This is a genomic window from Halorubrum aethiopicum, from assembly GCF_001542905.1.
In the GTDB taxonomy this organism is placed as follows: Archaea; Halobacteriota; Halobacteria; order Halobacteriales; family Haloferacaceae; genus Halorubrum; species Halorubrum aethiopicum.
Genome location: NZ_LOAJ01000001.1, coordinates 691,986 through 705,032 on the forward strand (window position 1 = coordinate 691,986; position 13,047 = coordinate 705,032).

At 71.0% G+C, this 13,047-nt stretch carries 16 protein-coding genes and 1 pseudogene; 9 read left to right on the top strand and 8 right to left on the bottom strand.

Annotated elements, in window-relative coordinates:
- Positions 1 to 3: 3 nt before the first annotated feature.
- Complete coding sequence (locus AXA68_RS03325; protein WP_066412794.1) at positions 4 to 1,635, top strand: DNA-directed DNA polymerase II small subunit; 1,632 nt, start codon at positions 4 to 6, stop codon at positions 1,633 to 1,635.
- Between the two features lie 243 nt (positions 1,636 to 1,878).
- Here AXA68_RS03325 and AXA68_RS03330 read toward each other — a convergent pair whose 3' ends face one another.
- Genes AXA68_RS03330 through AXA68_RS03345 form a run of 4 tightly spaced genes read right to left on the bottom strand, consistent with a single transcriptional unit; the run spans position 1,879 to position 4,587 of the window.
- Complete coding sequence (locus AXA68_RS03330) at positions 1,879 to 2,508, bottom strand: IMPACT family protein (RefSeq protein WP_066412795.1); 630 nt, start codon at positions 2,506 to 2,508, stop codon at positions 1,879 to 1,881.
- A 39-nt stretch (positions 2,509 to 2,547) separates the two neighbouring features.
- On the bottom strand, positions 2,548 to 3,036 hold the full coding sequence (locus AXA68_RS03335) for a hypothetical protein (RefSeq protein ID WP_066412797.1): 489 nt from the start codon (positions 3,034 to 3,036) through the stop codon (positions 2,548 to 2,550).
- A 4-nt stretch (positions 3,037 to 3,040) separates the two neighbouring features.
- On the bottom strand, positions 3,041 to 3,646 hold the full coding sequence (gene pspAB / locus AXA68_RS03340) for a PspA-associated protein PspAB (RefSeq protein ID WP_066412799.1): 606 nt from the start codon (positions 3,644 to 3,646) through the stop codon (positions 3,041 to 3,043).
- A 29-nt stretch (positions 3,647 to 3,675) separates the two neighbouring features.
- Positions 3,676 to 4,587 carry an MBL fold metallo-hydrolase gene (locus tag AXA68_RS03345; RefSeq protein ID WP_066412801.1) on the bottom strand — a complete coding sequence of 304 codons (912 nt, stop codon included), beginning with the start codon at positions 4,585 to 4,587 and terminating at the stop codon, positions 3,676 to 3,678.
- A gap of 160 nt (positions 4,588 to 4,747) precedes the next feature.
- On the opposite strand from AXA68_RS03345, the gene AXA68_RS03350 reads away from it, so the two are divergent.
- Both AXA68_RS03350 and AXA68_RS03355 read left to right on the top strand, forming a co-directional pair.
- A complete protein-coding gene (locus tag AXA68_RS03350) occupies positions 4,748 to 5,686 on the top strand; it encodes an NAD(P)H-binding protein (protein ID WP_066412802.1) in 939 nt (312 codons plus the stop codon).
- Positions 5,683 to 6,357, top strand: a complete 675-nt coding sequence (locus tag AXA68_RS03355) for a DUF7530 family protein (RefSeq protein ID WP_066412803.1) — start codon at positions 5,683 to 5,685, stop codon at positions 6,355 to 6,357. Before AXA68_RS03350 ends, AXA68_RS03355 begins: the two co-directional genes overlap by 4 nt.
- Positions 6,358 to 6,402: 45 nt before the next feature.
- On the opposite strand, the gene AXA68_RS16600 is transcribed toward AXA68_RS03355, so the two are convergent.
- Entirely contained in the window at positions 6,403 to 6,570 is a 168-nt protein-coding gene (locus tag AXA68_RS16600) for a DUF5786 family protein (protein WP_232745132.1), read from the bottom strand.
- A 153-nt stretch (positions 6,571 to 6,723) separates the two neighbouring features.
- Here AXA68_RS16600 and AXA68_RS03360 point away from each other — a divergent pair, with 153 nt between their 5' ends.
- Positions 6,724 to 7,773: a DUF5784 family protein gene (locus AXA68_RS03360; RefSeq protein ID WP_066412805.1), complete on the top strand. Its 1,050-nt coding sequence runs from the start codon at positions 6,724 to 6,726 to the stop codon at positions 7,771 to 7,773.
- A 348-nt stretch (positions 7,774 to 8,121) separates the two neighbouring features.
- Here AXA68_RS03360 and AXA68_RS03365 read toward each other — a convergent pair whose 3' ends face one another.
- Complete coding sequence (locus tag AXA68_RS03365; protein WP_066412806.1) at positions 8,122 to 8,406, bottom strand: DUF5789 family protein; 285 nt, start codon at positions 8,404 to 8,406, stop codon at positions 8,122 to 8,124.
- 184 nt (positions 8,407 to 8,590) lie between these two features.
- Here AXA68_RS03365 and AXA68_RS03370 point away from each other — a divergent pair, with 184 nt between their 5' ends.
- The 3 genes from AXA68_RS03370 to hemB all read left to right on the top strand — a co-directional run bounded on the left by AXA68_RS03370 (position 8,591) and on the right by hemB (position 10,759).
- Positions 8,591 to 9,412: a PHP domain-containing protein gene (locus AXA68_RS03370; RefSeq protein WP_066412809.1), complete on the top strand. Its 822-nt coding sequence runs from the start codon at positions 8,591 to 8,593 to the stop codon at positions 9,410 to 9,412.
- A 118-nt stretch (positions 9,413 to 9,530) separates the two neighbouring features.
- Positions 9,531 to 9,701 carry a DUF6757 family protein gene (locus tag AXA68_RS17030; RefSeq protein WP_179233943.1) on the top strand — a complete coding sequence of 57 codons (171 nt, stop codon included), beginning with the start codon at positions 9,531 to 9,533 and terminating at the stop codon, positions 9,699 to 9,701.
- A 77-nt stretch (positions 9,702 to 9,778) separates the two neighbouring features.
- Entirely contained in the window at positions 9,779 to 10,759 is a 981-nt protein-coding gene (hemB, locus tag AXA68_RS03375) for a porphobilinogen synthase (protein ID WP_066412814.1), read from the top strand.
- Positions 10,760 to 10,821: 62 nt separating this feature from the next.
- Here the strand turns inward: hemB and AXA68_RS03380 are convergent, their stop codons facing one another.
- A complete protein-coding gene (locus tag AXA68_RS03380) occupies positions 10,822 to 11,301 on the bottom strand; it encodes a hypothetical protein (RefSeq protein WP_066412816.1) in 480 nt (159 codons plus the stop codon).
- Positions 11,302 to 11,405: 104 nt separating this feature from the next.
- On the opposite strand from AXA68_RS03380, the gene AXA68_RS17625 reads away from it, so the two are divergent.
- Positions 11,406 to 11,504, top strand: a complete 99-nt coding sequence (locus tag AXA68_RS17625) for a hypothetical protein (RefSeq protein ID WP_425498812.1) — start codon at positions 11,406 to 11,408, stop codon at positions 11,502 to 11,504.
- Positions 11,504 to 12,415: a DUF7089 family protein gene (locus AXA68_RS03385; protein ID WP_066412818.1), complete on the top strand. Its 912-nt coding sequence runs from the start codon at positions 11,504 to 11,506 to the stop codon at positions 12,413 to 12,415. Before AXA68_RS17625 ends, AXA68_RS03385 begins: the two co-directional genes overlap by 1 nt.
- A 4-nt stretch (positions 12,416 to 12,419) precedes the next feature.
- Here AXA68_RS03385 and AXA68_RS03390 read toward each other — a convergent pair.
- Positions 12,420 to 12,997: pseudogene (locus AXA68_RS03390) on the bottom strand (DUF7090 family protein).
- Positions 12,998 to 13,047 lie beyond the last annotated feature (50 nt).

The following is a 13,047-nucleotide window of genomic DNA, read 5'->3' on the forward strand; positions in this document are numbered from 1 at the left end:
TTCGTGCCGCTGGAGTCGAACGCACGGATCGTGGGCGAGCTCGCGAGCCGCGGCTACAACGCCGAGCGCGAGGCCGTGACGCTGCTCGCCGGGGCCGACGACGTCGCCGCGGCGCTCGAGGCCACCGTCGAGGCCGCCCCCGAGGACGCGCTCCGGATCACGACCGACCACGTCCGCGCCGCTCTCGACGGTCGCGCGGTCGCTTCTGGCGACGATGCGGTCGCTTCGGGCGACGATGCGGTCGCTCCGAGTGACGGTGCGAGCGGTGCCTCGTCCGGCCAACCGTCCGCTGCGCCAGCCAGCGACGCCGGATCTCCAGTTGAAACGAAGGGGTCAGGAGTCGAGGACTCGACGGCTCCGACCGCGGGGGTCGTCGCCGAGGGGGGACCCGAGGGCCACGGCGACGCCGCCCACGACCGGGACCCGTCGCGCCGCGAGCTCGAGGTCGGCAACGACATGACGGGCCATAGCACGGGGACCGGCGAGTACGCCGACTTCGTCCGGACGTTCCGCGACCGCTACGAGCGGCTCTCCGGGCTCCTGCGCGGCCGCGTCAACCACCGGCCGGCGGAGGCGATCGCCGACATGCCCGGCGGCAGCGACGCCGCGATGATCGGCCTGGTCAACGACGTGCGCTCCACCAAGTCGGGTCACTGGCTGATCGAACTCGAGGACACCACCGGGACGTTCCCCGCGCTGGTGATGAAGGACAAGGGGCTCGCCGACGTCGTCGACGAGATACTCATGGACGAGTGTCTCGCGATCGAGGGGACGCTCGCGGACGACTCGGGGATCCTCTTCGCGGACTCGCTCCACTTCCCCGACGTCCCGCGAACCCGCGTCACCGGCGGAGCGGACCGCCACGTCCAGGCCGCGCTGATCTCCGACGTCCACGTCGGCAGCGAGGAGTTCGTCGCCGACGCCTGGAGCCGCTTCACCGACTGGCTCCACACGCCCGAGGCCGCGCCCGTCGAGTACCTGCTGATCGCCGGCGACATGGTCGAGGGCGTCGGCGTCTACCCCGACCAGGACGAGGAGCTAGACGTCGTCGACATCTACGAGCAGTACGAGCTGTTCGCGGAGTACCTGAAGGAGGTCCCCGGCGACACCGAGATCGTGATGATCCCCGGCAACCACGACGCCGTCCGGCTCGCCGAGCCGCAGCCGGGATTCAACGACGAGATCCGCGATATCATGGACGTTCACGACGCGCGGATCGTCTCGAATCCCGCGACCGTCAGCGTCGAGGGCGTCGAGGTGTTGATGTACCACGGCGTCTCGCTCGACGAGGTCATCGCCGAGCTTCCGGAGGAGAAGGCCAGCTACGACGAGCCACATAAGGCGATGTTCCAACTCCTGAAGAAGCGCCACGTCGCGCCGCAGTTCGGCGGACACACCCGCGTCGCCCCCGAGGAGCGCGACTACCTCGTGATCGAGGACGTGCCGGACGTGTTTCACACCGGCCACGTCCACAAGCTCGGCTGGGGGAAGTACCACGACGTGCTCGCGGTCAACTCCGGCTGCTGGCAGTCCCAGACCGACTTCCAGAAGTCCGTCAACATCGACCCCGACGCCGGCTACGCGCCGATCCTCGACCTCGACACCCTCGATATGACCGTCCGGAAGTTCACCTGAACGGTCCGCGTCGCTCGAGTCTCCCGCGTCACTCGCGCGGTCACCGTTGGCGTCGGCATCGGCATCGCCGTCCGCACGTTTTTCCCCGGAAGCGCGGCCAGAACTCGCGTGACCTGACCGCCGCCCGCGGCGCACTGGACGGGAGCGCGACGCCCCGCCGCGGAGCCCGCCCGATCCGCGTCGCCCGTTCGCCCCTTCCCAGTGGCCACCGCACCGCTCCCCTTCGGCACCGCTCCCGACGCCTCACTCGATCTCCACTCGACCGCTCGTCGCGTCGTTTAGCCGTTCGACCAGTTCCTCGACGTCTCCGACCGGCATCCGCAGGTCGAATCGGACCCGCTCGTCGTAGTCGGCGTCGAACTCGACGCCGGTCGACTCGATCACGCCGCGGACGGTTCCGGAGTCGTCGTAGCCGGTCGACACGACCAGTCGGCGGTGCGGTCGCTCCTCGACGACGCCCGCCTCGTCGACGGCGTCCTTGACCGCCCGCGAGTACGCGCGGGCGAGCCCCCCTACCCCGAGGTTTGTCCCGCCGTAGTACCGCGTGACGACGGCGACGACGTTTCGGAGGTCCCGCTTCTCGAGGACGTTCAGCGCCGGCTTCCCCGCCGATCCGCTCGGCTCGCCGTCGTCGTCGCCGTACTCGCGGAGCATGACCTCGGATCCCGGCGTCCGCTCGGACGCCTCGCCCGCCGGAACCCGGTAGGCCGGGACGTTGTGGGTCGCGTCCGCGTACTCCGCCCTGACGGCGTCGACGAACGCCTCGGCCTCCTCGACGGTGTCGGCGGGCGCGACGTGTCCGAGGAACTCCGAGCCGCGGACCTCGAACGTCGCCGTGGCGCGCTCCGCGACCGTGCGGTAGGTGTCGCTCACTACCCGTCGATCCGGGACTCGGCTAATAAGGCGTGTCGGTCAGCCGTTCTCCGACTCGTTGGGACCCGACTCGCTCCTTCCCGGCTCGTCGCCCGCTTGACGGGCCACGACGACGCTCGTCGGCGGCGCGAGCCGGTAGAGCGCGACGAACGCGACCGCGCCGACGACCTCGGCCGCCTTCCCGACGATCGCCAGCGGGTCGGCCGCCAGCGCCGCGACCGTCGTTCCGCCGTGCCAGGCGACGTAGCCGACGAGGTACGCGGCGAGCGTGCCCGCGCCGAGCGCGTACAGTCGCCGGTACTCGTCGGCCCGCAGCGTCGCGGCCGCGACGACGGCGGTGAAGGCGGCCGCGAGGACGAAGAGGTACGGCCGGGGGTCGGTCGGATCGGCCAGCCGGGGCCACGCCCACAGCAGGTGGGCCGCCGCGCTCACCGTCGCCGCCTGGACGGCCGCGATCCGGAGGACGCGCTTTCGGGCGCTCCCCGTCGAGCGTTCGGTTCCGTCGGTTCGGGATCCGTCTTCTCCCATCCGATCACTCCCAGGGGTGTCGGCCGGGGGCGTCGGGCCACAGCGGGTACCAGTAGGACTCGTCGTCCTCGAGCCCGAGCTCCCCGTCGAGGACCGACTGGAGCTTGAACTCGGCGCGCTGGTTCCGGTCGCTCGTCCCGTCGGGGGCGAAGGGATAGTACGCCCCGCGGCGGAACGAGTAGATCCAGTAGGCGTGGCCGTCGTCGTTCTCGAAGCCGAAGACGGCCGCGAGGAGCCGCGAGCCGAACCCCTCCTCGATGAACTGGTCGGCGGCGAAGTGGACGCTCGTCACGAGGTCCTCGGGGTCGTCGTCCTCGAGGACGAACCAGTGGTAGCCGTGGTCGTCCTCGTGGCGGTGGAACCCGGTCCCCGTCTCGATCTCGCCGGCCTCGAGGATCTCCTCGACCATCGAGACGGCGTCGTCGAAGCGGGTGCTGTCGACGCCGGAGAAACAGAGCGCGGCCTCGCCGACGTGGTCGTAGCCGAGGTCCGCCTCCATCGTCATGTACGCCGTCGACATCCCGAAGAGGTCCTCGGGATCGGCCTCTCGGGTCGCGTCCGTCTCGGCGCTCGTCCCGAGCACGGCGCGGATCGTATCGAAGATGCCCATCGGTTGGATCCCCCTAGGAGGCGGGGGGTTTAGGGCGTTTCTCCCCGGTCGAGGAACGCCAGGACGCCGCGCGTGTTCAGGCTCGCCTCGGCCCGGGCGCGTTCGGGGTTCCAGAACTCCACGTCGGCGCTCGTCTCCTCGAAGTGTGCGACGACCGCCTCGTCGTCGCCGAGTTCCTCGCGTTTCGCCCGGACCGCCTCCACCCACTCGACGTACGCCCGTTTCGCCTCCTCGATCAGGTCGGGGTCGTACTCCCGCGGACCGAAGTGGCCGAAACAGAGGTAGTCGGGCTCGAGGTCGGCTACCGTCCCGAGGTCGCGGAGACACTGGTCGAGGTCGAACTGCGGCGGCGGGGTCGTCTGCCGGACCGCGTCGACCTCGGGGACGTAGATGCCCGCGGCGTCCGCAGTGAAGACGACGCCGGCGTCCGGGTCGTGGTACACCGCGTGGTGGGGCGCGTGTCCCGGCGCGTCGTGGACGACGAGTTCGCGGTCGCCGAGGTCGACCCGGTCGCCGTCGGTCAGTCCCGTGATCCGATCTTCGGGGACGGGTTCGGGCTCGTCGTAGTACTCCCACTGGTCGCGCACGGCCGACTTCGTCCCGGCGACGAGTCTGTCCGGGTCGACGAGGTGTCGGACCCCTCGCTCCGGGAGCGCGACCTCGGCGTTCGGGTACCGCGCGGCCAGGTGACCCGCGCCGCCGGCGTGATCGAGGTGGGCGTGCGTCGGAACGATCCACGCCAGTTCGTCGACGCCGATGCCGATCGCCTCGATCGTCTCGAAGAGCGCCTCCCGGTTCGCCCCCGTGCCGGTGTCGATCACGGCGGGGCGCTCGGCGTCGTACACGTACACCGACCCGTACTCGTCGGTGTCGAACATCCCCGTGTCGTGGACGTACAGATCCGGCACGCCGCGCACCGGCTCGAACTCGCCAGCGTTCATACGGGCCCGCCGACGGCCAGGGTCTTTTACGGATCGGTCGGCAGCGGCGGTATCGGCGGCGGCCGAGCCGCGTTCCGTTCCCGATCCGCGTTCTGCTCTCGGTCCCGTTTCCGCTCTCCCCCGTACGGAGGCTTATGGTCGCGCCGGCCCTCCCTCCGGTATGCGCGTGCTCGTCACCGGCGCGACCGGGTTCGTCGGGAGTCGGCTCGTCCCGACGCTGCTCGATCGCGGCCACGAGGTCGTCGCGCTCGTCCGCGACGCCGACGGTTACGCCCCGCCGTCCGGCGTCCGCGTCGTCGAGGGCGACCTCCTGGAGCCGGAGAGCCTCCCGCCGGCGTTCCGAGCCGACGGCGAGGTCGTCGACGCCGCCTACTACCTCGTCCACTCGATGGACGGCGGCCCCGGCTACGAGGAGCGCGATCGGAACTGCGCGCGGAACTTCGCCGAGGCGGCCTCCGCGGCGGGCGTCTCCCGGGTCGTCTACCTCGGCGGGCTCGGCGAGGACCGCGACGGCCTCTCCGAACACCTCCGGTCGCGCCGGGAGGTCGAGCGCGTCCTCGCGGAGGGGTCGTACGCGCTGACGACGCTGCGGGCCGCGATCGTGATCGGCGCGGGCAGCGCCAGCTTCGAGGTGATCCGCGGGCTCGCCCGGCGGCTCCCGCTCATGGTCACCCCGCGGTGGGTCGACACGCTCTGTCAGCCGATCGCGATCGACGACGTCGTCGCGTACCTCGCCGGCGTCCTGGACGCCTCCGAGACCGCGGGCGACACCTACGAGATCGGCGGCCCCGAGGTGTTGACGTACGCGGAGATACTCCGGCGGACCCGCCGGCAGTTCGGCCACGGCCTGTACATCCTCCGCGCGCCCGTTCTGAGCCCGGAGCTGTCCGCCCGGTGGCTCCGGCTCGTCACCGACGTGAACCCCTACCTCGCCCGGTCGCTCGTCGAGGGGCTCCGCAACACGGTGATCGTCGAGGACGACCGGATCCGGGAGCTCGTCCCCGTCGAACCGACGCCGTTCGACCTCGCGGTCGCCCGCGCGCTCGACGCCGAGCGGGCGGCGGGACCGATCGGGTCCGGGGCGGGGGCGACCTCGTGAGCCGGAGCTACGGCGAGACGTGGGTGTACGAGAGCCTCGTCGGGGGGATCCCCGGCCTGGCGATCCCCCGGCGGGTCGCCGTCGCCGTCCAGTTCCTCCTCTTCGAGGTCGCGGTCCTCGTCCTCGGCTGGTACTACGGGCTGTGGAACGCGGTCCTCGCGGGGACGATCGCGGTGCTCGTGGCCGCGGTCGGCAGCGTCGAGATGCACCGGCTCGGCGCGAACAACCGGCTGCTGTCGACGCCGCCGGAGCACAAGCGCCTGCTGTTCGGGTCGAGCATCGAGATCGTGTTGGGCGTGCTGGCGTTCATCGCGCTCGTGACGTACCTCTTCGTCTGGGACGGGGCGCTGCTCGAGCGGCTCTTCGGCGCGAGTCCGCCCGCGCCGGTCGTGTACGTCACCCTGCTCGTCCTCTGGGATCTTACCTACCGGATCGGCACCTCCTGGTGGAGCGCGGTCGTCGCGCTCTGGCGGGCGGTCCACGTCGACCTCTCCCCGGAGGACGCCGCGATCGCCCAGCGGCTCGACGCGGAGAACGTCGCCTTCTCGGCGGTACAGCTGGCGTTGACTCCGTTTCTCCTCGAGGAACCGATCCTGCTCGGCGCGGTCGTCGGCCACGTGCTCGCCGTCGCCGTCGTCTGTTCGGCCGCGATCCTCCTCACCGGCCGCTGATCGTCGAGCGAATCGCCGAGAACCGCCGAACGCCTCGGATCCCTGCTACTCTCCTTTCATCTCCTGGAACTTGTCGAGGAGTGCCTCCGTGGAGTCGCCGGAGTCGTACGTGAGCGAGCCCGAATACTCCGGCCGCTCGGCGTCGAAATCGGCGTCGACAGCGCTCGTCTTCGCTTCCCGCCTTTCGTGTTCGGCTTCGTCATAGGCACCCATTGACATGGTACGGCTTCACTTAGCAACTCTTATACATATACCTGTCGCCGGATCCGCGGGCGTTCTCGTTCGTGATACTCGCCGTTCCGTCCGATGTCGCGGTTTCTCCGGACTCACCGGAAGCCATTAGCCGGGCCGTGCGGTAGCGGACGCGTGGCACAACCGCTCCGATTCAGGCGCGCGCCCGGCCGGTGGGACGGGAACCGGGTCCGCTCGCGGATCGAACGCCCGCTCGACGAGAACCTCGGGGCGACCGCGAGCGACCCGTGGTTCAAACCGCCCGCCGGATACGAGGCGCGGCGGTTCGACATGGACGACGGCTCGTGGGCGCTGTTCTGTTGGACCGACGACGACGCCGACCCGCCGGCGGGCGCGAGCGGCGGCCCCGTCGGCTACTGGCTCGGCAACACGGAGACGCCGAGCGACCTCTGGCGAACGGACAAGTACGGCTTCGAGGAGGTCCCCTATCCCGTCTCGCGGTGGGCCCAGCGGGAGCTGCTCGCGGGGCTCCACGACGACGAGCCGTGGCTCGCCGACTACCCGCACGTCTCGTGGTTCTTCCTCCCGGTGTTCTGCTCGAAGGACGGCGCGGAGACGACCCGGGCGTTCTTCCGCGACCACGCCGCCGGCTTCCCCGACGCGACCCGCGAGGAGGGGACGGGCTACGTCGAGCGGCTCCTCCGGCCCGGGATCCTCGACGAGTACCGCGAGACGATGGCCGGCAAGCTCGGCACCTCCACCTCGATGGACCTCGTCCGGATGAGCGCGACCGTCGCGGAGTTCACGGCCGCGAAGCTCATCGCGGATTCGGGGTACGCGCTGACTCCCGAGATCGAGGTGACGACCGGCCACTCGCTCGACTTCCGCGCGACCGACCCCGACACGGGAACCGGCTCGCTCGTCGAGGTCACCCGGCCGCAGCCGGTCGCGACCCGGTCGGCGTCCGGCCCGGTCGCCGCCGTCCGCGACACGGTGGAGACGAAGACCAGCGGCCAGCTGGAGGCGCACGGCGGCGGGGCGACGCTGTTCGTCGACTGCTCGTCGTTCCCCGACGACGACTGGGCCGCGGTCCGCGACGCGCGACCCGACGTGCGCCACCGACCTGCGGTCGTCCTCCGCGCCCGCCCCAACGGCCGGATCGAGGCCTACCGGAAGGGTTCGGTGCCGATCGACCTCTCCCCGGCCGTCGAGTGGATCGACTGAGGCCGGCGAAGCGGTTGCGTACCGGCGAAAGATACGATCGATCGGCGTGGCTGACGCGACGATCGGTCTTCGGTGCGGTGGCGCGCCGGTGAGCGCCCGGAGGGCGCGAACCCGACCGCGAGGGACGCGGCGAGCGTGGCGAGGTACGAACGAAGTGAGTACCTCGATAAGCGAGCGGCGAAGCCGCGAGCCGTGAGCCGCGAGGCTGGGGAGGCGTGAGGTGCGGGGCGGTTGCGGTGCGGGGTGGGGCTTTGGAGGTGTTCACCGCAGTCGTATCTCTCACTTCGTACTGCCGCGGCTCGTCGGGAACCGTCCGCAAAAATCGAACCGCTAACCGCCGCTACCGTCTCAGAACGAGACCGGCTGCGGGCCGTTCTCCCCGTCCGTCGTCGGGTCGCGGTCCGAGTAGAACCGTCGGCCGACGCCGCGGTGACAGACGCCGGCCCGCAGCGTGTCGAAGACCTCCTCGGGCGCGTCGAACGTCTGATCGCCGAACCGCTCGAGCACGTCCCCGATCCGCTCCGAGCCGTCGGCGAGCTCTACGGTCGCGTTTCCGTGAGCCGCGATCAGCTCTTCGGAGGTGGTCGGGAACTGGTGCCGTTCGATCCGGTCGTCGACGCCGTTCAAGCGCATCAACTACGCCGAGCCGCCGGAGGTTCTTAATGATTGTCCATGAATATCCTTAGTCGGGCGTTACTTCCTTATACGTCATAATACCGCGTGCGAGGTACGTCATGATTCCACACGTCACGGTTCCGCACGGCCGCGCGCGATGCGGTTCCGTCGGTGCTTTGTGGATCCGGCGAGAACCGGCGGCATGACCGCCGACGAATCCGGCTCCGTGACCGACCCCGATCTCGTCGCCGACCTCCACGCCCACACGACCGTCTCCGACGGCACCTTGACGATCGACGAGATCCCGGCGGCCGCCCGCGAGGCCGGGCTCGACTGGGTCGCCGTCACCGACCACGACCGGATCCACCCCGGGATCGACGCGCCCGTCGTCGAGCGCGACGGGGTCCGGATCGTTCGGGGGATCGAGCTTCGCGTCGACGCCGGCTTCGAGCGGCTCGATCTACTGGGATACGCCGTCGAGCACACTGACGCGCTCGACGCCGAGATCGATCGGCTCCAGACCGACCGTCGCGAGCGCGGCGCGGCGATCCTGCGTCGCGTCGAGGACCGGCTCGGCGTCGACCTCGACGTGGAGCCCCGTCCCGGCCTCGGCCGGCCGCACATCGCCCGCGCGATCGAGGCGTCGGCCGCGCCGTACGGCTACGCCGACGCCTTCGACGAGCTGATCGGGAACGACGGGCCGTGTTACGTCGCCCGCGACGTGACCGCCCTCGACCGCGGGATCGATCTGCTCCGGGAGTCGTGCGCGCTCGTCGGCCTCGCGCACCCGTTCCGCTACGACGACGTCGACGCGGCGCTCGACGTCGCCCGCGATCTCGATGCAGTCGAGCGATTCTACCCGTACGGCCGACCGGTCGACACCGACCGGATCGACGAGGTGGTCGCCGACGCGGACCTCCTCGCGACGGGCGGGAGCGACGCCCACGAGCGGACCCTCGGCGCGGCCGGACTGGCCGAGGCCGCGTTCGCGCCGGTCCGCGAGCGACTGCCGGCTCCGCGCTGAACGGCCTCCGGGCCCCGGCGAGGGACGTGACCTCCGGCCGAGGGACGGAACCTCCGGCCGAGGGACGGAGCCCCGGCCGAGGAACAGGGTTAACTCTCGGCGCGACCGAGGGATCAGCATGCGGTGTCACTACTGCGACAGCGAGGCCGCCTACGAGGCCGAACAGGCCGGCGTCGTCGTCGGGCTCTGCGCCGAGCACTTCCGCGAACGCGTCGAGGAGCTGGCCGACGACGAGGGGCTGGCGGCGCTCTCGGACCGGCTCGACGTCGAATCGAGCGAGACCGAGTGACGCGTCAGTCGTCCGTTTTCTCGATCAGTCAGCGCGCGAACGAACCCTAAAAGGCGGTCCGCGACCAACCGGCCCGTATGTACCCCACCGACCGCCCGCGTCGGCTCCGCACCGACGGGATCCGCCCGCTCGTCAGCGAGTCGTCGCTGTCGGCGTCCGACCTCGTCGCGCCCGTCTTCGTCGACGCGACGACCGACGAGCGCGTGCCGATCGAGTCGATGCCGGGCCACGAGCGCGTCCCCCTCGACGAGGCGGTCGCGCGCGTCGAGGAGGTCCGCGAGACCGGCGTCGAGGGCGTGATCCTCTTCGGGATCCCCGAGACGAAGGACCCGACCGGGAGCCGGGCGTACGCCGACGACGGCGTGGTTCAGCGGGCGATCCGCCGGATCACCGCCGAGACCGACGCGTACGTGATCGGCGACGTCTGCCTCTGTGAGTACACCGACCACGGCCACTGCGGGGTGATCGAGCCGGAAGCCGAGAGCGACCCGACGCTGACGGTGCGAAACGACGAGACGCTGGCGCTGCTCGCGGAGACCGCGGTGTCGCAGGCCGACGCCGGCGCGGACATGGTCGCGCCCTCGGCGATGGCGGACGGACAGGTGGCGACGATCCGGGAGGCGCTCGACGACGCGGGCCACGAGGACGTGGCGCTCATGAGCTACGCCGCGAAGTACGAGTCCGCCTTCTACGGCCCGTTCCGCGACGCCGCCGACGGCGCGCCCGCCTTCGGCGACCGCCGACACTACCAGATGGACCCCGCCAACCGACGGGAGGCGCTCCGGGAGGCCCGACTCGACGCCGAGGAGGGCGCGGACGTGCTGATGGTGAAGCCCGGACTCCCGTACCTCGACGTCGTCTCGGACCTCCGTCGGGAGTTCGACCGGCCGATCGCCGCCTACAACGTCTCCGGCGAGTACGCCATGCTCCACGCGGCCGCCGAGAAGGGCTGGCTCGATCTGGAGGCGGTCGCCCACGAGTCGCTCGTCTCTCTCAAGCGCGCGGGCGCGGACCTGATCGTGACCTACTTCGCGGAGGACCTGGCCGACCGGCTGTAAGCGGCCCGCCGGTCGCCGCGGTCTCGTCGACCGGTCGCGTCACCCGCCGCGTTCGAGTCGAGTCATCCGTCGCGTTCGAGTCGAAACCGCGTCGTCGCCCTCCCCTCGAAGCGCGGCCCCGGTCCCGCCGCCGCGAAGTCGGCGTCCTCGAGCGCGTCGGCGCGACGCTCCTCGCCGTCGACGACGACCGCCTCGACGTCCATTCCCTCCCGTTTCGCGAACCGTTTGGGCTCCTCGAGCAGGCGATCGAGCGCCGGGGCCGTCCCGGCGAAGTCGGTCACGTGGACGGTCCCCGCGCGGACGTCGAACGCGACGAACCCGGCGAGTCCGTCGGGCGCGTCGAAGCCGCTCTCCGCGCCGGGGTTTCCACTCTCGGGATCGGCGTCTCCGTCCCCCGAACCGACGTTCCGGTCCTCGTCGCGATCGGCGGCCGCGACCCTGACCGTCCGGTCGTGTATCGTGTCCACGAGCACGTCCGCCGGTCGACCGGTCACCTCGGCGAGCGCCTCGGCGTCCGACTCGAGCGCGTCACGGATCCGCATACCCGTCGTCTCTCGGCCGGCCGGTTAAGTCCGCGGTCGCCGGGAGGGCGAGCCCGCGGCCGCCGACCGAATGAATTTAACGCGCCGGCGCGCACGTCTCCTCCATGAGCAAATCCACCAAGATCGTTCTCGGCACGGTCGGGATCTCCGCCGCGCTCGCGGTGCTTATCATCCTCTCGTACGTCTTCGGGACGGCCGGGTGATGTTCTCGGCTCGCGATCTCGACGCCGACCTGGCGGCGGTTCGCGACCGTCACGCGCCCGGTTCGCCGGTGATCGACGTCGACGCCGAGTTCGAGACGCTGCCGCCCGCGGCCGCGGAGGACCTCGGACTGTTCGTCGACGGCCTCGTTCCGTTCTCGTGTCCCGACGAGTGGCTCCCCGCCGACGCGCCCGAGACCCTCCGACGGTACGCGGGACCGACGTTCACGGTCGGGCTCCCCGGCGCGGGGACCGCGGTCCGCACGACGCAGACGGAGCCGCAGGCGGTCCTCCTCAAGCGCCGCGCGGAGGGGACGCCCGAGGACTTCCTCGCGTTTCTGATCGCCGACCGGCTGGTCCAGGTCGGGGTCGAGCCGGCGGCGGGAACGGTCGCCTCGTCCGAGGAACCCGGCGACCGGCTTCCGGAGACGTTCCTCCCCTTCTTCGGGCCGCGCTACCGCGACCTCGACGCGGCGATCCGGCGGCCGGAGTCGAGCGCCGACGGGGACGCCTCGCCCGCCGACGGAGCCGACGACGCGACCTCCTCCGAGGCGACCGCCCGGTTCGACGCCGCGGACGTCTTCCAGGTCGCGAACGCGCTGTACGACGCGTGGGTCGGCCTCCACGTCCGCGACGTCTTCGCCACCTGGGAGGGGGAGTTCCCCCGACTGTACGACGCCTGGATCGACGCCGGCGAGCGGCTGGAGGGGCGGCTCGTGGACCTCCCGAGCGAGGTCGCCCGCGGGGAGACCGACTTCGCGAGCGCGACCGAGTACGCCTGCTCGGCGGTTCGACACGGGCTCGAGCTCCCCGCGCCCTTCGCCGCGCTGGACACCGCGGCGTACCGCGAGCGGGGCGCTCCCTACGCGGTGACGTGGGCGGAGAAGACGTTCGCGTCGCTGCGCGAGGAGTAGCCTCTCAGAGGTCGACGGAGACGTTGCCGTCGCCGTCGAGCGAGATGACCCCGTCGAAGAGCTCCCGGAAGCGGTCGAGCGTCGCCACCTCGTGGACCTCCTCGGAGAGGTGGAAGATGCCGACCGCGTCGTGTGCTTTCAGCAGCTCGAGGATCTCCCCGGCGGCCTCGTAGACGGCGTCGTCGTCGGCGTAGTACGCCATCTCCGTGAGCGAGTCGACGGAGACGCGGCGTTTCCCCTCCGTCTCCTCTAAGAACCGCTCGACGCGGTCGACCACGCCGTCGAGGTCGTCGGGGGCGGAGACGTAGTAGACGTCGTCGGAGGAGCGTCGCGAGTACCCCCGTTCGACGGAGAGGGTGTCGAGGATCGTCGCCTTCTCCTCGTCGACGTCGTAGTACTCGAGCTTCTGTTCGACCTCGCGCGCGGTCGTCCGCGTCGAGACGACGAGGAAGGCGTCGGTGTCGGTCTTCAGGAAGTCGGTGTCGATCCGGTCGGTCTCGCCGATGCTCGGATGAACGAGCAGGAGCCCCGTCCCCCCGGGATCGTTTCGGGTCCGTTCTCGACGGCGAGCGCGTAGTCCATACACGGGGAACCGGCCCGACCGACTTAACGGTGCGGGCCCGCGGTCATCG